General features: G+C 45.1%; 17 protein-coding genes. 16 read left to right on the forward strand and 1 reads right to left on the reverse strand.

Features of this window, described 5'->3' with window-relative positions; genetic code table 11:
* Positions 1-14: 14 nt before the first annotated feature.
* From AC27IJ_RS16565 to AC27IJ_RS16580, 4 genes are all read left to right on the forward strand, one after another.
* Positions 15-914, forward strand: coding sequence for an ROK family protein (locus tag AC27IJ_RS16565; RefSeq protein ID WP_487149797.1), 900 nt, complete (start codon positions 15-17; stop codon positions 912-914).
* 3 nt (positions 915-917) lie between these two features.
* The gene (locus AC27IJ_RS16570) at positions 918-1,637 is read left to right on the forward strand and encodes a GntR family transcriptional regulator (RefSeq protein ID WP_312443519.1); all 720 of its coding nucleotides are present in this window, start codon (positions 918-920) and stop codon (positions 1,635-1,637) included.
* A gap of 73 nt (positions 1,638-1,710) precedes the next feature.
* Positions 1,711-3,459 (forward strand): class I mannose-6-phosphate isomerase, encoded by a 1,749-nt coding sequence (locus AC27IJ_RS16575; RefSeq protein ID WP_487149799.1) that lies wholly within the window; start codon positions 1,711-1,713, stop codon positions 3,457-3,459.
* A 17-nt stretch (positions 3,460-3,476) separates the two neighbouring features.
* Positions 3,477-5,564 carry a DUF5054 domain-containing protein gene (locus AC27IJ_RS16580; RefSeq protein ID WP_487149801.1) on the forward strand — a complete coding sequence of 696 codons (2,088 nt, stop codon included), beginning with the start codon at positions 3,477-3,479 and terminating at the stop codon, positions 5,562-5,564.
* Between the two features lie 154 nt (positions 5,565-5,718).
* Here the strand turns inward: AC27IJ_RS16580 and AC27IJ_RS16585 are convergent, their stop codons facing one another.
* Positions 5,719-6,432 carry a GntR family transcriptional regulator gene (locus AC27IJ_RS16585; protein WP_312443514.1) on the reverse strand — a complete coding sequence of 238 codons (714 nt, stop codon included), beginning with the start codon at positions 6,430-6,432 and terminating at the stop codon, positions 5,719-5,721.
* A gap of 246 nt (positions 6,433-6,678) precedes the next feature.
* Here AC27IJ_RS16585 and AC27IJ_RS16590 point away from each other — a divergent pair, with 246 nt between their 5' ends.
* The 12 genes from AC27IJ_RS16590 (at position 6,679) to mutS (ending at position 21,503) form a co-directional block, all read left to right on the forward strand.
* Entirely contained in the window at positions 6,679-8,043 is a 1,365-nt protein-coding gene (locus AC27IJ_RS16590) for a sulfatase family protein (RefSeq protein ID WP_312443513.1), read from the forward strand.
* A 13-nt stretch (positions 8,044-8,056) separates the two neighbouring features.
* Positions 8,057-8,482, forward strand: a complete 426-nt coding sequence (locus AC27IJ_RS16595; protein ID WP_312443512.1) for a PTS sugar transporter subunit IIA domain-containing protein — start codon at positions 8,057-8,059, stop codon at positions 8,480-8,482.
* A gap of 18 nt (positions 8,483-8,500) precedes the next feature.
* Positions 8,501-9,307: a PTS mannose/fructose/sorbose/N-acetylgalactosamine transporter subunit IIC gene (locus AC27IJ_RS16600; RefSeq protein WP_312443511.1), complete on the forward strand. Its 807-nt coding sequence runs from the start codon at positions 8,501-8,503 to the stop codon at positions 9,305-9,307.
* On the forward strand, positions 9,297-10,133 hold the full coding sequence (locus AC27IJ_RS16605; protein WP_312443509.1) for a PTS system mannose/fructose/sorbose family transporter subunit IID: 837 nt from the start codon (positions 9,297-9,299) through the stop codon (positions 10,131-10,133). The genes AC27IJ_RS16600 and AC27IJ_RS16605 overlap by 11 nt, the downstream gene beginning before the upstream one ends.
* A gap of 43 nt (positions 10,134-10,176) precedes the next feature.
* Positions 10,177-11,619 (forward strand): sulfatase-like hydrolase/transferase, encoded by a 1,443-nt coding sequence (locus AC27IJ_RS16610; protein WP_312501619.1) that lies wholly within the window; start codon positions 10,177-10,179, stop codon positions 11,617-11,619.
* Between the two features lie 13 nt (positions 11,620-11,632).
* Entirely contained in the window at positions 11,633-13,171 is a 1,539-nt protein-coding gene (locus AC27IJ_RS16615) for a PHP domain-containing protein (RefSeq protein WP_312443506.1), read from the forward strand.
* A 17-nt stretch (positions 13,172-13,188) separates the two neighbouring features.
* Entirely contained in the window at positions 13,189-13,674 is a 486-nt protein-coding gene (locus AC27IJ_RS16620) for a PTS sugar transporter subunit IIB (protein WP_312443505.1), read from the forward strand.
* Positions 13,675-13,841: 167 nt separating this feature from the next.
* The gene (locus AC27IJ_RS16625) at positions 13,842-14,648 is read left to right on the forward strand and encodes a motility protein A (RefSeq protein ID WP_312443504.1); all 807 of its coding nucleotides are present in this window, start codon (positions 13,842-13,844) and stop codon (positions 14,646-14,648) included.
* 18 nt (positions 14,649-14,666) lie between these two features.
* On the forward strand, positions 14,667-15,362 hold the full coding sequence (locus tag AC27IJ_RS16630) for an OmpA/MotB family protein (RefSeq protein WP_312443503.1): 696 nt from the start codon (positions 14,667-14,669) through the stop codon (positions 15,360-15,362).
* A 296-nt stretch (positions 15,363-15,658) separates the two neighbouring features.
* Positions 15,659-17,161, forward strand: a complete 1,503-nt coding sequence (gene abc-f / locus AC27IJ_RS16635) for a ribosomal protection-like ABC-F family protein (RefSeq protein ID WP_487149807.1) — start codon at positions 15,659-15,661, stop codon at positions 17,159-17,161.
* A 212-nt stretch (positions 17,162-17,373) separates the two neighbouring features.
* Positions 17,374-18,822, forward strand: coding sequence for a tRNA (N6-isopentenyl adenosine(37)-C2)-methylthiotransferase MiaB (gene miaB / locus AC27IJ_RS16640; RefSeq protein ID WP_312501625.1), 1,449 nt, complete (start codon positions 17,374-17,376; stop codon positions 18,820-18,822).
* 26 nt (positions 18,823-18,848) lie between these two features.
* A complete protein-coding gene (gene mutS, locus AC27IJ_RS16645; protein ID WP_312501627.1) occupies positions 18,849-21,503 on the forward strand; it encodes a DNA mismatch repair protein MutS in 2,655 nt (884 codons plus the stop codon).
* Positions 21,504-21,510 lie beyond the last annotated feature (7 nt).

The raw sequence follows: 21,510 nt of genomic DNA on the forward strand, positions 1-21,510 counted from the left end.
AAGGAGAGAAGAGTGTGAAGGCGGAATGCGGATATATACTTCTGGATGTAGGTGGTACGCAGATAAAATGCGCAGTTGCGGACCAGACAGGACTGCTGTTTCAGAAAGGACCGGTAAGCTTTCCGGCCTTGGCAAAGGAAGAAAGCGGGATTATCTTTGACAATTTCGCTTTCCTGATCAATGAGATGAAGAAGATGGCCGGGATGAGTCCCATTGCCGGCGTAGCTATGGCGTTTCCGGGGCCTTTCGATTACGTTTATGGAATCAGTCTGATGAAGGGACTGGATAAGTACGATTCCATCTATGGAATTCCTCTCGTTTCCCAACTGAAAAAGCGTCTGGATTGGCTGGCAGATATCCCGTTTCAGTTCCTTCATGATGTGGAAGCATTTGCTGTGGGGGAAAGCTGGTATGGAAAAGCTGCGGATAAGGAAAAAATTATTTGTCTTTGTATTGGCACTGGAGCAGGCTCTGCTTTTGTAAAAACAAAGAGGATTCAAAAGGAAGAAAAGGACGGGGTGCCGGAAAACGGCTGGCTTTACAATGCTCCGTACCGTGACGGGGTAATTGATGATTACTTATCCGTCAGAGGTCTGGCGGTACTGGCCAGTGAAATTTATGGCAGCAGTATTTCCGGTAAGGAACTTTACCACCGTTCTCGTCAGGGGGAAGAGAAGGCACTGCTTACGTTTCAAGCATTCGGGGATAATTTAAAAGACGCTATGGTGCCGTTTTTAGACAGGTTTAAACCTGATGCGCTGGTTATGGGGGGGCAGATATCAAAGAGCTTCGCCTTCTTCGGAGATGGTATCCGAAAAGAATGCCTGTATAGGAATATAGAGATTTTCACGGAAGATGATACATCGGGACTGGCAATGCTGGGACTGTTTGTTTCCATGAAGGAAGGAGTGTAGAGAATGCTGAATCACGAAAAGGGGGCGCAGCCCTTATATTCCCAGCTGGAAACAATATTAAAGAAGCAGATTGAGCATGGGGAATTCAATAAGGGGGATATTTTCCCCACGGAAAAGATGCTGATGGAAGAGTACGATGTATCCCGGGTCACAGTACGTCAGGCTTTAGCTGCGCTGACCCTGGACCGGTATATCAAAAGTTCCAGGGGAATCGGAACCACGGTAATATATGAAAAAATTGACGAACATTTAAAGAGTGTCATCAGCTTTACAGACGAAATGAAGCAGCATAACATCACCATGAGTACCTCCTTTTGCACAATGGAAAAAGTCAGGCCGGGGAAGAAAGTAGCCATGGTACTTGGAATTCCTGAGACGAAGCAATGTTACTGCCTTACCAGAGTGAGATGTGTGGATAAAATCCCTATGGTCTATTCTGTCACGTATTTGAAGGATATCGTGGAACTGCCTATGGAAAAGGAATATTATATGGAATCATTATATAAATATCTTCAGGAAACCTATGGAATCATTATTGCGAGAGGACAGGATACCCTGGAAGCCGTGTTATCCACAAAGGAAATCCAGGGTTTTTTGAAAGTAGATCCGCAGCTGCCTTTATTTAAGAGGGTAAGAAAGACATTTTTGGCGGATGGGGAAATATTTGAATATTCTGACTGCTATTATCCAGGAAACCGGTACAAGTATACGGTGGACTTATAAGAAGGTGGAAAGGTTGAAAGAAAAGTATAACTGGATATGCAAGCATATCTGCTTGTTTCATTAGGAGGCAAATATGAAATTTAATAACAAATATAACAATTATGAACTGCATCCGTATACTGAAATCAAGGGGTACGATGACCATGCGTGGGGAGATTACGATTCGGTGGTATCTGAATTGAAACAAAATATCGGAGAAAAGGAATCTGCCGTAGTATGCTTTGACTTCTATCCGGGTGTGAATAAGGAAGAAATCCTTGCTTTGGCAAGGAAATTAAAGCCGGATGTTCTCATTGATATGGAAGAACTTGCAAAAAGTGAGGAAGAATTAAACCGGGAATTCCGTGATTTTATTACGGACGACCGGGTGTTTGGTATCATGTGCCATAAGCGGCTAGAAGATTTTTTTGATTTGGAAAAAATGGCAGCAGCCAGGCAGCAGCTTTCCATGCATCAAAACGGGCTTGTGGTGATTGCAGGCGTTGGAGCAGGACTTTTAAGGGAAGGTGATATCACGGTTTACTGCGATATCACTCGATGGGAGGTTCAGCTTCGCTACCGTGAAGGTATGCCTAACTGGCACTGTACCAATTACGATGCGCCGAATCTGGAAAAATATAAAAGAGGGTTTTTCATCGAGTGGAGACTGGCAGACCGGTATAAGAAGGAACGGTTTGAACGCTTTAATTACATACTGGAAACGGAAGACAGGGACAATCCAAAGATGATCACCGGTGAGGCATTCCGGGCAGGCCTAAAGGAACTGAGCAGACGCCCCTTCCGTTTGGAACCCTACTTTGATCCGGGGGTTTGGGGCGGTCACTGGATGAAGGAACACTTCAATCTCGAAAAAGAGAAGGAAAATTTCGCGTGGAGCTTTGACGGTGTACCGGAAGAGAATGCCATCAATCTGGCCTTTGGAGAGGTGAAGGTAAAACTCCCTGCCATTGATCTCGTTTTTTACTGCCCCAAGGATCTTTTAGGAGAGCGGGTGCACGGCCGCTTCGGTGCAGAATTTCCTATCCGTTTTGATCTTTTGGATACGATGGGAGGGGGAAATCTATCCCTTCAGGTTCATCCGCTGACGGAATATATTCAGGATGCTTTCGGAATGCATTACACTCAGGATGAAAGTTATTACTTGCTGGATACTGATGAAGACGAGGATGTATACGTTTACTTAGGTGTAAAAAAGGGTGTGGACAAAGATGCCATGGAACGGGATCTGCGAGAAGCTGAGACTGGTAAAATCCAGTTTCCGGCCGAAACATATATAAACGAAATATCGGTAAAGAAGCATGACCATATATTGATCCCGGCGGGGACCATCCATTGTTCCGGTAAAAATACCATGGTACTTGAGATCAGTGCCACTCCCTACATTTTCACCTTTAAGCTGTGGGACTGGGGTAGAGTCGGTTTGGATGGGATTCCCCGTCCAACTCATGTGGATCACGGATTAAAGAATATCCAGTGGGAACGGGACACAGACTGGATCTATAAGGAAATCGTCCATCAGGAGCAGATTCTGGAAGAACGGGAGGGTATGAAGTTGGAACGTACCGGACTTCATAACCAGGAATTCATAAATACCTTCCGTTATACTTTCACGGAACCGGTTTCCGTTAAGATGGAGGATTCCGTTCAAATGATGAACCTGGTGGAGGGAGAATCCGCCAGTATCGAAAGTGTAGGCGGAACCTTTCAACCCTTTGAGATCCACTATGCGGAAACGGTCATCGTGCCTGCAAGCGTGGGAGAATACCGGATCGTACCAGGTGAAGGTATGTGCATGATGGTGATTGCAGCAATCCGAAAATAATGGAGGAAATAAAGCACATGGATAAATCAACGATTAAAAAGGTACACGTGGTATTTAAGACCCATCTCGACATCGGCTTCACTGATTTGGGGCAGAATGTTCTGAACAAATATGTGAATCGCTATATTCCGCTCGCCATTGACTTGGCCTTTCAGATAAATAAGGAACAAGAAAAACGGTTTATCTGGACTGTCGGTTCCTATCTCATAGATTACTATTTCAGACATGCCGGAGAGGAGGCCTGCAAACGGCTTGAGGCATCAATCCGCCGGGGAGATATTTTCTGGCATGGACTGGCCTGCACCACCCATACGGAACTGCTGGATAAAGAACTTTTTGAATACGATTTAAGCCTTTCCGACAAATTGGATAAGCGGTTCGGAAAGAATACCATTTCAGCCAAGATGACAGATGTTCCAGGCCATACGAAAGCCATCATCGGTCCTATGGCGGATCACGGCAAGGTTTACATGCACATCGGCGTCAATCCTTCCTCTATGGTCCCTCAAGTCCCCTTGACCTACCGCTGGAAGTCGGGAGATAAGGAGATTATCATCCAGTACTCTTTTGAATACGGTGCGCCTTGTTATGTGGAAGGAATGGATGAGGTGCTGGAATTCGCCCATACCGGTGATAACTTAGGACCTCAGTCCGTGGAAGCGGTAGAGGCTGAGATGGACCGGATACAGGCCATATATCCTCAGGCTAAAATCGTAGCTTCTACCATGGACAAGTATGCCGAGAGCCTGCTTCGATATAAAGACCTCCTTCCAGTAGTGGAAGAAGAAATCGGGGATACCTGGATTCATGGCATTGCCTCCGACCCGCTAAAGATTACCCGTTATCGCGGACTGATTGAATGGAAGGACCGTATGGAAAGGGAAGGAAAACTATGCCGTGAAGACAGTTTTTACGGAGACTTCATGGAAAACCTGCTTCTGGTGGCAGAGCATACGTGGGGGCTGGACTATAAAAAATACCTGGCTGATTTTACAAATTGGGAAAAGACTGGTTTCCAGGCGGCCAGAAAAGCGGATGTGACAACTCTGGATTTCCTAACAAACCGTAATGCCGGTATGTTAAAGGTCTTGCAGGAGGATTTCCACAAGTACCGCGGCGGGAAATTCGATGGATCCTATAAAATATATGAAAGTTCCCATGCTGAGCAGATGGAATACATCCGGAAGGCTGTCGATGCCCTTCCGGATGTATTGAAGGAAGAGGCGAAAGCGGAGCTTGACCGTCTGACTGTGAACTGCCGTGATATGGCGGGGAGAGAGGGCGGAAGAACAATATATCCTTATGAGCGGGTGGTTATTGGAGAATGGACTGTATCGTTTGATGGCAGCGGCACTATGGTGTATTTGAAGAAAGGTGAAAGGGAGTGGATTACGGATGGGGTTTTCGGAAGGCTATCCTATGAGACTTATAATGCCAGGAACTGTGTGGAGAATTACTACAGCTATAACCGGGCCTTCCGCCAAAACCAGTGCTGGTCGGAAGGAGATTTCTCTAAGCCGGGCCTTGAGTTCGCAGAGGATTTAGAGAACCGGAATTACGTATTCGGTGCGGAGAAAATCAAAGCAGATGGTAATGAAATCCACATTATGCTAAAAGGCAATGAAGAGGCGATTACAAGATATGGCTGCCCGAAGCGGGCCGTTATTACCTATACCTTTGGGGGAGATATTAGCGTAAGGCTCTGCTGGTCCGGGAAGGATGCCAACCGCATGCCGGAAGCACTTTGGTTCGATGTTTGCTTTGATGTGGAAAATCCATACTGCTGGAGGCTGAAGAAGATGGGAAATCTTATTTCTCCGGTAGAAATAGTGCGGGGAGGTAACAGAAGACAGCACTGTGTGGAGGAACTTTCCTATCACGGTGCAGACGGAAAAATCGTAGTTATAAACCACCATTCCCCTCTCGTCAGCGTGGGTGGAAAATGGATGTACGGTGATTACCGGAATCTTCCGGATATAAAAAAAGGATTCTCTTATAATTTATATAACAATAAATGGGGAACAAATTTCAAGATGTGGTGCGAGGATGACTGTTGTTTTGAATATACGGTCAAGATTACAGGGGAGGGCAAACCCGCTACATAAAAAAATAGTCGTCTTTGGTATTTCTCCTTAAAGCAGAATAACTGTACATACGATTCAAGAGCCAGCTGGTATGGTGTTCTGCCATCCAGACTGGCTCTTAAACTTAGTGTTATCGTTTTCGGATCCCTCCCTCTTATGGAGGGGCTTCCGGATATCAGCTTTTGACATAAGTCAACTGGTATTTAGGTGAGTTAAGCGTCAATTCTGTATAATCCAATATCTGATTATTGGTAAGATAAGTAGTATTGGCAACTCTTAAAATAGGAGTATCCAGAGATATTCCAAACATTTCCGCGATATTTTTTGAAGGATGAATGGGTGTTACGGTATGGTCACTGTATGCGATTTTCATACCCTTTACCTGTTCAAAGTACTGATATTTAGATTGCTGCAGCACCTGCATTGAGATATCGGGATACAAACGGCTGGACATATAGGTTGTTTCAAACTGAAAAATCTCATCATTTGCATACCGGACTCTTTCAATAAAATAAATAGGTTCCCCTGTCTCAATCTTTAAGATGGAAGCAATATTTGAAGGTGCTTTCTGGATCATAAAGGTGGGAACTTCAGTCCGGACGGAAATTCCCTGTTCACACATCACTTCTGAAAATCCCTGGATGGAACTGGGGTTTAATGTAACGGAAGGGTGGCATACAAATGTCCCCACTCCGGCAACCCTAGTCAAAAGTCCCTTTGCTACCAGATTATCTGTGGCTTTTCTCACAGTCACCCTTGATACATGATAGGTATTGGAAAGCTCCAGCTCTGTGGGTATAAGATCGTCTTTTTTATAATAACCTAAATTTATTTTCTGAAGTAAGTCATTTTCAATCTGTTTATATTGTGCAATTCTTTTTTCTGCCATAAATATCACCTCATTTTATTATAAAGCCAGTTCTTTAATTGTATTATACTTTGAAATAAATGACAATACATTTTTGCATTATTAAGTATATTACGCAGCATATTAGTAGAAACTGCAACTTGTTCATGATAATACAATTGAATTAAATGTATTGACATTGCCATGAGATTGTAGTATATTATGTACATAAATGACAATACATATCGTGCAGTAATAAATACATTTTAACATCAGGAGGTACAAATAGTGAAAAATGTATTGTATATTCATACCCATGATTCCGGGCGGGTATTGAGTCCCTATGGTTATAAGGTTCCCACACCAAATATGGAATCCTTTTCCAGGACAGCAGCCGTGTTTCGGAATGCGTACTGTGCAGGTCCGACTTGTTCACCCAGCCGTGCGGCAATGCTGACAAGCACGTACCCACATCAGAATGGCATGTTAGGTCTGGCCCAGAGAGGCTTTACCATGGATTACAGCAAACATCTGGTCCACTATTTAAACCAGAATGGCTACTATACCGTTCTTTGCGGAATCCAGCATGAAGCAGGCTGGTATCTGGACAGGAAACTGGGAGCGGCTGAGATTGGCTATCAGGAAGAACTGACCACAGATAATTCCGGATATACTCAGGAAGAGCTGGTGGACTGGGATAAGGAAAATGCACTTAAAGTCTGCCAGTGGCTGAAAGATCATAACAAGGAACATCCCTTTTTCCTTTCTTATGGAATGTATGCAACCCATCGGCGGTTTCCTGATAAGATTGATGAAGATATTGACCCGGATTATGCCCTTCCCCCCTATCCGATTCCGGACACCAAGGATACCCGTAAAGATTTTGCTGGTTATCTGATGAGTGTTAAACGCGCGGATGCCTGTTTTGGCAAGGTGATTTCCTGCCTAAAAGAAGAGGGGTTGTGGGAAAATACCATTATTCTCTTTACAACTGATCACGGTTTGCCAAATCCCTTTTCAAAATGTACTTTGTTTGATAGTGGGATCGGTGTGAATCTGATGCTTCGGTTACCGGGAGCTTTGGCGAATGGAACCGTTGCAGACAGTCTTGTTTCCCATATGGATGTATTTCCTACACTTTGTGAGCTCCTTGAACTGGAGAAACCGGAATATTTAGAAGGAAAGTCACTGGTTCCACTGCTAACAGGGGAGAGAGAGGAAATCAGGTCCGATATCTTTGCTGAAATCAATTTCCACACGTCTTATGAGCCGGCACGCTGTGTACGCACTAAGCGCTATAAATATATCCGCTATTATGATACAACCTATTTGAAAATTAACCAGTCCAACATTGATGAATCTTTGACAAAAGATTATTTTATGAAGCAGGATCTGGAAAGCCAGACAAAGTACGAAGAAGCTCTTTATGATCTTCTTTATGACCCGGGAGAACGCAATAATCTGGCACATAACCGGGATTACGCTTCGGTTTTGAAAGAAATGAGCCAGAGATTACTGGCTTATCAGGAAGAGACAGGGGATCCGATTCTGAAAGGTGAAATTACAATAGAACCAGAATGGAAAATAAACAGAAAGGAGTGTAAGACTGCAAGTTCAAAAAATCCAGAGGATTATGTCAGCGTTGGAAAATGAAAGGAGGAAAAGGATGGTAGGTATGATTGTAACCGGCCATGGCAGTTATGCCGCAGGGATCACAAGCGGACTGAAACTGCTGGCTGGAGAGCCGGAGTATTATGAACCAGTGGATTTTCTGGAGGAAGATTCTCTGGAGATTCTAACCGGAAAATTAGCAGCGGCTTCAGGGCGGCTGTCCCAATGCACCGGAATTTTGATTTATACGGATTTGACAGGAGGATCCCCGTTTAATGTCTCCGTTCGTATGAAAATGGAACGGCCTGGCAAAATAGCTGTAATCGGCGGGGCTAATCTTCCGGCAGTACTGGAAGGGTATATGTCAAGAGGTTCCATGGACAGTGCTTCTGAAATTGCCGCAGAGAGTTTGACCGCGGGAAAAAATGCAATGATACAGTTTGAAGAATCTGCTGTCGCGGAAGGGGATTACGAAGAATAATAAAAGGAGGAATAAGGTATGACTTTTTTACAAGCTTTACTGATTGGATTATTTGCCTATCTTGGCAGTAAGCGTACACCTTGGTTTTTTGGGGTGACCGGAGGGTGGAATATGATTGGGCGTCCTCTTGTAGCCGGTTTGATTGTTGGTGTGATCTTAGGGGATGTAAGAGGCGGTGTTATTGCAGGAGCTATGGTTCAGGCACTTTTTATCGGACAGATCACGCCCGGAGGCGCTATGCCGGCGGATGTGAACTGGGCAGCCTATATCGGTATACCGCTGGCACTGGCGGCCGGAGGTACCGGCGAACAGGCAGTGGCCTTATCAGTTCCTCTCAGCATGCTGGGACTTGGACTATTTAATTTTATCATGACGATCAATGCATATTTTCCTCATATGGGAGATCGTGCCGCAGAAAAGGGAGATGGGGCGGGAATTCACCGTGCTACTTATCTGGCAGCCGTTCCAAGCTTTATTCTCCGGGCAGGCTCTGCCATGCTGATCTGTTACCTTGGCACGCCCCTGGCAGAGTTCCTGATCAACAGTATGCCTCAGGGAGTATTGCACTTTTTTGAGGTGGCCGGAAAGATGCTCCCTGCCATTGGATTTGCCATGCTGCTTAAGCAGTCCCTTTCAAAGAAATGGATGCTTGTATTGTTTCTGATGGGCTGGATCCTGATCGGCTCTACCAATATGTCTGTTACTGCACTGGCTATATTTGCAACTGCAGTTGCATTTATCTTTGTTATGGCCCAGGGCGGAACACAAGCGGCCGTACCGGCTCCGGTACAAAGCTCAGAGGAGGATGGCTGTTATGAAGAATAAAAGAGAAAACTCATTACTTACCAAAAAGGATATTAACAAAGCTGCCTGGACTTATATTTTCTTTATACAGGCAACCCAGAATTTTGAACGTATGATGGGACTTGCTTTTTGTCATGTGCTGGAACCGATATTAAAGAAACTCTATAAAAATGATTCTGGTGAATACAAAAAATCCCTTCAGCGCCATATGCAGTTTTTTAACACAGAGCCTCAGCTTGGCTCCCTGATTCCTGGTATTACCATTGCCATGGAGGAAGCCCGTGCCATGGGGGAAGATGTCAGCGAAGAGTTGATTGTTAATACAAAAAATGCACTTATGGGGCCTTTTGCCGGAATCGGAGACTCTATGTTAATCGGTACCTATAGTCCGATTCTTCTAAGTATTGCCATGAGCATGTGTATTAGTGACGGAAATCCGGTTGGTCCCCTGTTCTTTTGCGCAGTATGGCTTACCAGTATGGTTGGCCTGCAGTGGTATCTGTTTCATAAAGGATATGATATGGGTATCGGTGCGGCAAATTTGTTTTTCACCAACCGTTCGCTTGCCGATAAAATTACTACCGGGCTCACCATGATGGGGTTGATCGTAATAGGCGGAGTCGCCGCAACAACGGTAAAAGCAAATGTGATTTACCAGTTTGTAAGCGGTGAAATGTCTCTTTCTTTACAAGAGCAGATTTTTGATAAAATAATGCCCGGGATCCTTCCCCTTTTGCTTACACTGGCAGTGTGGTATCTGATGGATAAGAAGAAGTGGTCCGCCACAAAAATTATTCTCGGTATCGTTGGGTTTGCGGCTGTTATGGTATTTTTAGGAATCATGTAAATGCAGGATAATCAGAATCGGCCGGACCAGAGGAGATTTTCTTATGAAAGATATGGTTTTAATTATGTCAGACCAGCACGGCTGGGATTACACGGGATTTGCAGATGAACGGATTGATACGCCGGGTCTAAAAAAGATTGCAGAGGAAGGTCTGATGTTTGAACGCTGCTATTGCAATTCGCCCCTTTGTGTCCCTTCGCGCATGTCATTTCTATCTGGAAAATTGCCCTCACAACTGGGTGTTTTTAATAATGATGCCGCTCTTGGCGGTGATATGCCTACCATTGCCCATGAGATGGGACGCCTTGGATACCAGACCGTTCTGGCTGGCCGGATGCATTTTAAAGGGGAAGACCAGAAGCATGGATTTGATGAACGGTATTGCGGAGATATTACCTCTCAATTCTGGGGAACCGGCGGAAAAAAGCGCCTGGATTTTGGCGTGTATGCCGGAACAACGAACAGGATAAACTGCCTGAATGCAGTTGGAGGGGGGATTTCCCCGGTTATGCTTTATGACGAAATGGTATTCCAGTCAGCCATGGGTTTTCTTGAAGATTGGGGAAAGAAAAAGGAAAATGGAAAACCGCTGTTTCTGGTGATTGGATTCTATGGCCCTCATTTTCCTTTTACCTGCAGAAATGAGGATTACCTAAAGTACCAAAGCCGCTTTTCTATAGAGGAGTGTGAGAAAGAAGCAAGGCTCCCTTCTCTTTCTGCTTATAATGAATTTCTGCAGGAATGTGCACCAGAACATATGAGAAACTGCAAGGCCGCTTATTGTGGCCTGGTGGAGCAGTTAGACCGGTATGTAGGGGAACTTTATAATAAAATCCAGGCGGTCGAAGCCGGACGGGAATATCTCTTTCTCTACACGTCCGATCATGGGGAACAGCTTGGAAAACGGAAGCTGTTCGGAAAGCAGACCATGTATGAAGCTGCGGTCCGCATACCTCTTCTGGCAGCAGGAACCGGGATAGCTCCAGGCATCTCAAAAGAGCCGGCAGGGCTTTTGGATGTATCCCGTACACTTTTGGAAGAAACTGGAAGAAATGGAAATTACTCCTGGCATCAGGGAAATAAGCTTGATTTCAGTGGTTCCAGGAACGAAAAATCCAGACTCGTAAGAATCCAGCAGATGGTGGGTAGTGATGACAGCCCGCAGTTGATAGAAGCGGTGGTTCTGGGACAATACAAAATAGTTAAGTCAGGAAATGAAACCATATATCTTTATGATTTACAGGAAGATCCCGATGAAGAACATGATCTGTCATTGACCAGAGAGGGCTTATTAAAAAAGCTTATGAAACAGATAGAAGAAAGCGGCGGCTTCCTGAGTAAACATGAGGTTAAATATTTATCTGACCGGGAGCGGGAGGCCAGAGACGGGCAGCGACGGCTGAAAGCATGGGGACAGGCGAAAAAACCGGAAGAATGGGCAACCATGAAAATAGATAAAAACACACTCATAAATCCAAGAGAGTAGTTGGGAGGATTCCATGAAATACAATAAGTTTTGGACAGACATGCATAGTAATATCCACCATGAGCAAATGAATGAGCTCCCGGTGTGGTATGAACATATAAGAAAACAGATGGATTTCTGGCCGGTGGCTTATTATCCGTTTTACATGCGGCCCACACCGTCAGGGCTTGCGGTCGAAGACCGGTACGATGATGAAGCAATTGCCAGGGACTGGGAATTATTAAGAAGTTTTACCGAGGAAGCCAACAGACAGGGCTTTCCGATGTTCATGGGTTATGAATGGCAGGGAGCCGGGTTGGATGGAGATCATAATGTATTTTTCCTTCACAATAACGGGAAGCAGGAGCATCCGATGCGCTATCAGGATCTGGCCGCCGCCTATGAGGGGCAGGATGTCATTGGTATCCCACACCATCTGGCATACCAGCCGGGCTCCAGAGGTAAAAATTGGGATACCCATAACGAGACGTTTTCCCCTATAGCAGAAATTTACTCCAGCCACGGCTCCAGTGAAAATGACGATGGACCTCTGTCCATGGACCGCCATGTCCATATGGGACCGCGGACAGGAGAGACGACCTATGAGAAAGGCCTTGATCGGGGATATAAAATCGGCATCATTGCGGCAGGTGATAACCACAGTATTCCCGGAGTATTTGAAAATGGAAGCATGTGTGTACTTGCAGAGAACGGTACAAAGGAAGCCATCTGGGAAGGATTGACAAAGCGGAGAACCTATGGGGTATCCCGGAGCAGGATTGAAGTTGACTATTGTGTGAATTCAGCACCAATGGGATCTGAAATTGAAGCAGGCAAAGAAGTAGAATTGGAATTTCAGATAAAAGGTACCGGAGCGGTAGACAGGGTGGAGATTTTAAGAGATAATGTCTTAGAGGAAATGGTTGTGCATTCAGGCACATGGGAACGGGAGAAGCAGGTTGGATTGATCCGGTTCAAATTCCGTCTCGAGCTTGGCTGGGGACCGGATACCAGGGTCTACCATAACCACCTAAGGAAAAACTGGGAGGGACGTCTGGAAACGGACGGAAAACTGCTTTCCGCCCAAACGTGCTGGAATCACTATGGTCAGGAAATTTTTCAAGATGACGACAGGAGCTGCCGCTTTACCATGACCACATACCAGTCTCCGGCTTCCGGTAAATGGATGGGGTCGGAGAAGGCAGCAGCAGAGGGCTTTATCTTTGAAGTGGAAGCGGATGTGGACAGTGTTCTGCGTCTGCTCATCAATGGAACGGAATATCTCCTTCCCGTGAGGAAAATACTTAACAGCTCTCAGGTTATGGCACTTTGGGATGAGGTGAACTCCCTGACTAAGGAAAACTGGGGAGATATCACTCATTACCGGAATGATCCATGGTGGCACAATGCCTATAAAATCCGCATAGGCAAGGCATATCCTGAAAGCTCCTATAAACTTACCGGAAAAAGAAAGATCCGGATGGAGCAAAGCGGAAACTTACGGCTTCGCATCTGGCAGAAAAATGGAGATGCCGCCTGGACCTCACCTGTATTTATAACCGTAAAAGACTAACGAAAGGGGACTATTTAATGATGGAGATTGTAAATGTCCGGATTGATGACCGTCTGATTCACGGACAGGTAGCAACTGTCTGGAGCCAGGTTACAGGAGCAACCAGGATTATGGTGGTCGATGATCAGGTTGTAAAAGATACAATTAATAAGGAGGCTCTTAAGCTGGCCTGCCCGAAGCAGTGCAAGCTGTCAATTCTTACCGTAGAAAAGGCTGCCGCTAATCTGTGCGCCGAAAAATACGAAGGGGAAAGGGTCTTCCTGGTTGCCAAAAGCCCAAAAACGATATGCAGGCTTTACGATGCGGGCTTCCACATGGATAAAGTGAATGTGGGAAATATGGGAGGTAAGCAGAACACCCGAATGTTAAAAAAGGCCGTCAGTGTATCAGAAGAAGATATTACAGATTTTCTGTATCTGTCGGAACAGGGAGTTACAATTACGGCCCAGATGGTTCCGGCCGATGAGGTACTGGATTTCATTAAACTAATCAATGAGCGGTAAAATGCAAACGTAACCAGATACGTGTTCCCCTGGACCTTGCAGCATTATAAGACAAAAATCCATAACTAAATCTCGTTGTAATATTAGCAATATTTTAGCATCTGAAATTCCTCATTATATGATAGAATTAATGATGTTACAAATACTAGTTACAAAGGAGAAAAGTTATGGATTTTTCACTGCTTATTGGTATCTTCATCGGAATCGGTGCTCTTTTGACAGGTTTTGTTCTGGAAAAAGGCGCCATATATTCTCTGTTTCTCTTAAGCCCTTTCATTATAGTGGTAGGAGGAACAGCCGGCGCTGTCATTGCATCCTATTCCCTCAATGATATAGCTATGGCTATGCGGGCCATGTTTCGAAGTTTTAAGCATCCCCATTCCGCCAGTATGGAAAAAATGATTGCCAAAATATCAATGATTGCAACCCGCTACCGGGCGGAAGGAGTCACTTGCCTGGAAAATATAAGCAGGGATCCGGAACTGAATCAGGAGGAATATCTGCTTCTTAAGGAAGGCCTGGTTCTTATACAGGAAATGAAGACGCCGGAATCCATCCAGTACACCCTGGAATCTGATATCAGAGCCTATGTTCAGCAAAAAAGCATTGAGGCAAGTGTATTTGAGGCTGCTGCGGGGTTTTCTCCTACCATGGGAGTTATCGGTACCGTTATGGGACTGATCATGGTACTTGCTTCCGGTTTTGAGGATCCGTCAGAGCTTGCAGGTTCCATCGGTACTGCGTTTGTGGCAACCCTCTATGGTGTGTGTTTCGCCAATCTCATTTACATGCCAATTGCGAACAAATTAAAAACGCAGCTTAAGAGAAAGCATATTCAAAAAGAAATGATCGTGGATGGCGTCTGCATGATTGCCAGCGGTAATACCTCCCGAAATATTGAAAATGAACTCGCCCTTTATTTCCAGGCTTTTTCAGATGGAGCCAAACGATACAAACAGGGAATTGAAAACTAAAATTGGGAGGAATAAAGGATGCGCAGAAGAATCCTTGAATCAGAAGGAGAAAAAGACAATTCGGAGCGCTGGCTTCTTACATATTCTGATATGATTACCTTGCTTTTGGCTTTGTTTATCATCCTGTATGGCATGAGCTCAGTTGATACGATGAAGCTAAAAGAGATGTCACACGGGCTGGAGCAGGTTTTAAACCATACAGGTCAGACGAACAGTTCTGCGACAGGAGACAATATTTCTGTTTCTGCGGATAATTTAGACAATGTCTACCTGGCCTTGAAAGCTTATATCGCCGAGCGCAATCTGGGGGAGATGGTCGATGTATCTTCCAACGGATCAGCCGTAAGCATTCATTTAAAGGATGCCATGCTGTTCCAGCCGGACACAGCCATCCTGCTTCCGGACAGCAAGCCGGTCATTCAGGAAATCAGCAGCAGCCTAGAGGCCATTTACGGTGACATCAATCACATTACGATTACTGGCAATACGGCAGATTTAGGCCACTATGATGCTGCTAATGAAGCGGATTCCTGGCAATTGTCCGTAAATAGGGCAGTGGCAGTCTTAAACCAGATGACTGCTATGGGACTGGAGCCGGCTAAGATGTCCATTGAGGGAAATTCTCATTACAATCCCATCGCCTCCAATGATACGGATGAGGGAAGAGCAAAAAACCGACGGGTAGAAATTACCATTACAGGACGGGCTAATTAAGGGGTATTCGTGTATACTATGCATTATCTCTTGCATTGTCTGATTATTATTTGACAATATTTTATATTTATGATAGACTTCGGGCATATAAAACGAAATGAGGTGAAAGGATGAAATAATTTTCTTGCTAAAGTAACTGCATGATTAAGAAGGAAAGGACATTGTCTTTTTTTTGTCATGCCTGTTTATGCAAGAATATTATTTCATTCTCATACCTTTTATATTTCGTAAACGGCCCGATGGGCTTGTTTTGATGCAAACGGCTGTGAGAAAAAGGATTCTTGCAGTCGTTTTTTGTGCGGAAATTTTATTTCCTGCCTGAATGGAGGAATGGAAGCCCAAGTCCCGTCTTCGAGCACGTTTCCTTTCAGATCGATACGGATTGGAAGCTGGGTTTTACAGGAAGGAACGGAAGAGGAAAAACCACGTTTTTAAATCTTCTGATGAACCGTTTTAAATACACAGGAACCATTGTTTCAAATGTCATGTTTGACTATTTCCCTTATCCAGTGCCGGATGAGGAGCTGGAAACTCTGGAAATTCTGAATTCTCTCCTTGGAGAATATCCATTCTGGGAGCTTAAGAGAGAGCTGTCCAGATTAAAGGTTTCTGAGGATGTTCTGTACCGGCCCTTTTTCACATTATCAAACGGAGAGAGGACCAAGGTTTTGCTGGCTGCTCTTTTCTTAAGAGAAGGCCATTTTCTGCTGATCGATGAACCTACCAACCATTTAGACCGGGAGGCCAGAGAACTGGTAAGCCAGTATTTAAACAGCAAAAAGGGATTTATCCTGGTGTCTCATGACCGGAAATTCCTGGATGCATCCGTGGACCATATTCTGTCCATAAATAAAACCAATATTGAAGTTCAGAAAGGCAATTTCACCTCCTGGTATGAGAACAAACAAATGCAGGACCAATTCGAACGGTCCGAAAACGAGCGGTTAAAAAAGGACATTCGTCATCTGGAGGCGGCCGCAAGGCAATCAGGGGACTGGGCGGACCAGGTGGAATCAACAAAGATCGGTAAAAAATCCATGGTCCGTGAAAAATCCATTGATACTAGGGCCTATGTAGGCGAAAAATCCCGGCGTATGCAGATGCGCAGAAAGAATTTGGAACACAGGCAGGACCGTGCCATTGAGGATAAAAAAGGACTGCTGAAAAATATAGAAGATGCGGAAAATCTTAAGCTTTATCCTTTAAAGTACCGCTCGGCCAGAATTCTTTCATTAAAAGAGGTTGTTCCATACTATGAAGGGCCTGTCTGCGAACCGGTCAGCTTTACCCTGGAACAGGGACAAAGGATATCCCTGCAGGGGAAAAACGGCTGTGGAAAATCCAGCATTTTGAAGCTGGTCGCCGGCAGCGAACTTACGGGGGAGAATATTTCCTTTGAAGGATACGAGGAAATACCCAGCGGTCTTAAGATATCCTATGTATCTCAGGATACTTCATTTTTAAAAGGGAGCCTGACAGAATACTCCCGGGAAAGCGGTATCGAAGATCATCTGTTTAAGGCGCTTCTTCGCAAGCTGGACTTTTCCAGGGAACAGTTGGAAATACCCATGGAATCCTATAGCGAAGGACAGAAGAAGAAGGTTCTTATTGCCCGCAGCCTCTGTGAGCAGGCCCATCTGTATATCTGGGATGAACCTCTTAATTTCATTGATGTATATTCCAGGATCCAGATTGAGGATTTAATCCTTAAGTTCCAGCCGACCATGCTGCTTGTGGAGCATGACGATGCATTTACCGGGAAGGTGGCAACCGGAGTGGTGAAGATGATTTCACTTTAAAAAACGAATGTTAGATCGTCTGCTGCCTGAAGAAACAGCTTAATCCATACTACGTAATTATCGGCATTCGTTATAAAACCCACAGAGGACAGGGCATTCACACCCTGTACACCAGAAGGGTATTTCAACCAGAAAAGCCCATTTTGTTATTTGCAATAAAAAATATTTATGATATAATGGGAAAACCGAATAAAAATTAAGAGGTTACGCAAATGGATTATATAAATTTGACTTATGAGGAAGCCCTCAGCCAGGCACCAAAAGAAGAACCTGCAAGACAGTACTATTTTATAGAGCGTTACCGGGAAACTCTTGATAAATTAAAAGAATTATCAGGAAAAGAACAATTTACCTTTCACATCGCTACCTTTGGATGCCAGATGAATTCCAGAGATTCTGAAAAGCTTCAAGGAATTTTAGAAGCAATCGGCTTTGTAGAAACCGATACGGAAGAGGCAGACTTTGTTCTATATAATACCTGTACAGTCAGAGAAAATGCCAATGACAGAGTCTACGGACGTCTTGGATATTTAAACAGCTTAAAAAAGAAAAATCCTCACATGATGATCGCTCTTTGCGGCTGCATGATGCAGGAAGAGAAAGTAGTTGCCAAGATTAAAAAAAGCTACCGCTTTGTGGATATTATTTTCGGTACTCACAACATTTTTAAACTGGCAGAGCTTATGTATGAACGTCTGGAAGAAAAAAAGATGGTTGTAGACATCTGGGAAGGAACGGACCGGATTGTGGAGGATCTCCCTACGGACCGTAAGTACCCTTTTAAATCCGGCGTTAACATTATGTTTGGCTGCAACAATTTCTGCAGCTACTGCATCGTGCCCTATGTGCGCGGCAGGGAACGGAGCCGCGGCCCAAAAGACATTCTGGAAGAGGTAAAACAGCTTGCAGATGACGGCGTTGTGGAGATCATGCTTTTGGGACAGAATGTTAACTCATATGGAAAAAATCTGGAAACACCCGTAAGCTTTGCGGAACTCCTGACCCAGATTGACCAGGTAGATGGCCTGGAGCGGATTCGTTTCATGACTTCCCATCCAAAGGATTTGTCAGACGATCTGATCGAAGCCATGAAAAATTCAAAAAAGGTTTGCACCCATCTTCACCTGCCTCTTCAGTCAGGCAGCAGCCGTATTTTAAAGGTCATGAACCGGAAATACACCAAGGAACAGTATTTGGAGCTTGTAGAAAAAATCCGGACAGCCATTCCGGATATTTCTCTGACCACTGATATCATTGTAGGTTTCCCGGGAGAGACGGAAGAGGATTTTAACGAAACCCTTGAAGTGGTGAAAAAGGTACGTTTTGACAGCGCCTTTACCTTTATCTACTCCAAGCGTACAGGTACACCGGCGGCAAAGATGGAGGAGCAGGTACCGGAAGAAGTGATAAAGAACCGCTTTGACCGTCTGCTGGCTGAAGTCCAGAAAATCTCCTCCGAAGTCTGCGGAAGAGAGGAACACACCGTTCAGAAGGTACTGGCAGAAGAAGTGAATGATCATGAGGAAGGTCTTTTAACCGGCCGCTTGAGCAATAACACTACTGTTCATTTTAAAGGGGATTCTTCTCTTATTGGAAAAATCGTGGACGTATATCTGGATGAATCCAGAGGATTTTACTACATGGGAACTTTAAGACCATAAACAGAAGAAAAAGGAAGTGAAAGAGCATGGCTGGACTGTCACCAATGATGACCCACTACATGGAAACAAAAAAGGAGTACCCGGACTGTATCCTGTTTTACAGGCTGGGGGACTTTTACGAAATGTTTTTTGATGATGCGGTTACCGTATCAAGAGAGCTGGAAATCACCTTAACCGGGAAAGAATGCGGACTGGAGGAACGGGCGCCTATGTGCGGCGTTCCTTACCATGCCGTTGATACATATTTAAACCGTCTTGTCCAGAAAGGCTATAAAGTTGCCATTGCCGAGCAGATGGAGGACCCCAGACTTGCCAAGGGTCTGGTAAAGCGGGAGGTTATCCGTGTGGTAACACCTGGAACCATCACAAGCACACAGGCTCTTGATGAAACAAAAAATAATTACCTGATGGGAATCGTCTATATCGGCGAAACCTTTGGGATCGCAGTTGCGGATATCAGCACCGGTGATTTTCTTGTAACAGAGGTAGAATCGGAGCGGGAACTGATAGATGAGATTAATAAGTTTACCCCCTCCGAAATCATCTGCAACGAAGCATTTTATGTTTCCGGGGTGGATGTTGAGGAAATAAAGAACCGTCACCAGGCGGTCATTTCATCTCTGGATCATCATTTCTTTTCCGATGAAGTCTGCCGGAAAATTCTAAAAGAACACTTCAAGGTAGGCGCACTTACAGGACTCGGGCTGGAAGATTATGACACCGGAGTTATAGCTGCCGGGGCAGTTATGGAGTACTTGTACGAGACCCAGAAAAACAGCCTTTCCCATATAACCACCATTACCCCTTATTCCACCGGGCAATTCATGATTATTGACACTTCTACCAGGCGGAATCTGGAGCTTTTGGAGACCTTAAGGGAAAAGCAGAAGCGGGGAAGCCTTCTCTGGGTCCTGGACCGGACGAAAACGGCCATGGGCGCCAGAATGCTGCGCACTTACATAGAACAGCCTTTGATCCATAAATCAGAGATCATAAAACGCCAGAACGCCATTGAAGAGCTGAATATGAATTTCATTTCAAGGGAAGAGATCTGCGAATATTTAAATCCTATTTATGACCTGGAACGTCTGATCGGACGGATCAGCTATAAGACTGCCAATCCCAGAGATATGATCGCATTTAAAAGCTCCCTGGAAATGCTTCCGCACATCAAGAATCTTTTAGAGGAATTCACCAGTGACATGCTGAAGGACTTGTGGGGAGAACTGGATCCGTTAGAGGATGTCAGGGAACTGATTGACAATGCCATAATTGACGACCCGCCGGTCACCTTAAGAGACGGCGGAATCATTAAGGATGGTTTCCATGAGGAAGCCGACAAACTGAGAAGCGCCAAAACAGAGGGCAAGAACTGGCTGGCTGATTTGGAAGCAAGGGAAAAAGAAAAAACCGGGATCAAAAACCTGAAGGTAAAATTTAATAAAGTATTCGGCTACTATTTTGAAGTAACCAATTCCTTTAAAGATCTTGTGCCCGATTACTTTATCCGTAAACAGACCCTTGCCAATGCGGAGCGCTACACCACCGATGAGTTAAAGGAGCTTGAGAATGTAATACTTGGCGCTGAGGACAAGCTGTTTTCCCTGGAATACAGTTTATTCTGTAAAGTCCGGGATTCGGTGGCAGACCAGGTTCTCCGGATCCAGAAGACCGCAAGAGCCATAGCAGGAGCCGATGTCCTGGCCTCCTTATCCTCTGTAGCCACAAGGAACAACTATGTCAAGCCCCAGATCAATGAAAAGGGACTGATCGACATTAAAAACGGACGCCATCCTGTCGTGGAAAAAATGATGCGGGATGATCTGTTTGTTTCCAATGATACCTATCTGGATAACGGAAAAAACAGGGTTTCCATCATCACCGGCCCTAACATGGCAGGAAAGTCTACCTACATGCGCCAGACCGCGTTAATTGTCCTTATGGCCCAGATCGGAAGCTTTGTTCCTGCAGAGGAGGCAAGCATTGGAATCTGCGACCGGATTTTCACCCGGGTAGGCGCCTCTGATGATCTGGCTTCCGGCCAGAGTACTTTTATGGTGGAGATGACGGAGGTAGCCAATATCCTCCGGAACGCCACAAAAAACAGCCTGATCGTCTTAGATGAAATCGGTCGGGGTACCAGCACCTTTGACGGTCTCAGCATTGCCTGGGCCGTGGTGGAACACATCAGCAATCCGAAAATCCTGGGAGCAAAAACCCTGTTTGCCACCCACTATCATGAGCTGACCGAGCTGGAAGGAACCATGAGCGGGGTGAATAATTACTGCATCGCGGTAAAGGAACAGGGCGACGATATTGTTTTCTTAAGAAAAATCATAAAGGGCGGAGCTGATAAAAGCTACGGCGTTCAGGTGGCAAAGCTGGCCGGCGTACCGGATACCGTCATTATAAGGGCCAAGGAGCTGCTGTTGGAATTAAGCGATGCCGACATCACAGCCAAGGCCAGGGAAATTGCAGGGATCAACGCCAATATTACCCAGAGAAAGGCTGTTCCCAAGCCGGATGAAGTAGATTTACAGCAGATGTCCATCTTTGATACCGTAAAGGATGATGACATCATCAAGGAATTAGGCGATATAGAGCTGGGTAACATGACGCCCATTGACGCACTCAATACCCTGTACCGTCTGCAGACTAAACTAAAGAACCGTTGGCAGTAAGGCGTAT

This window comes from Lacrimispora sp. YZC11, from assembly GCF_057543815.1.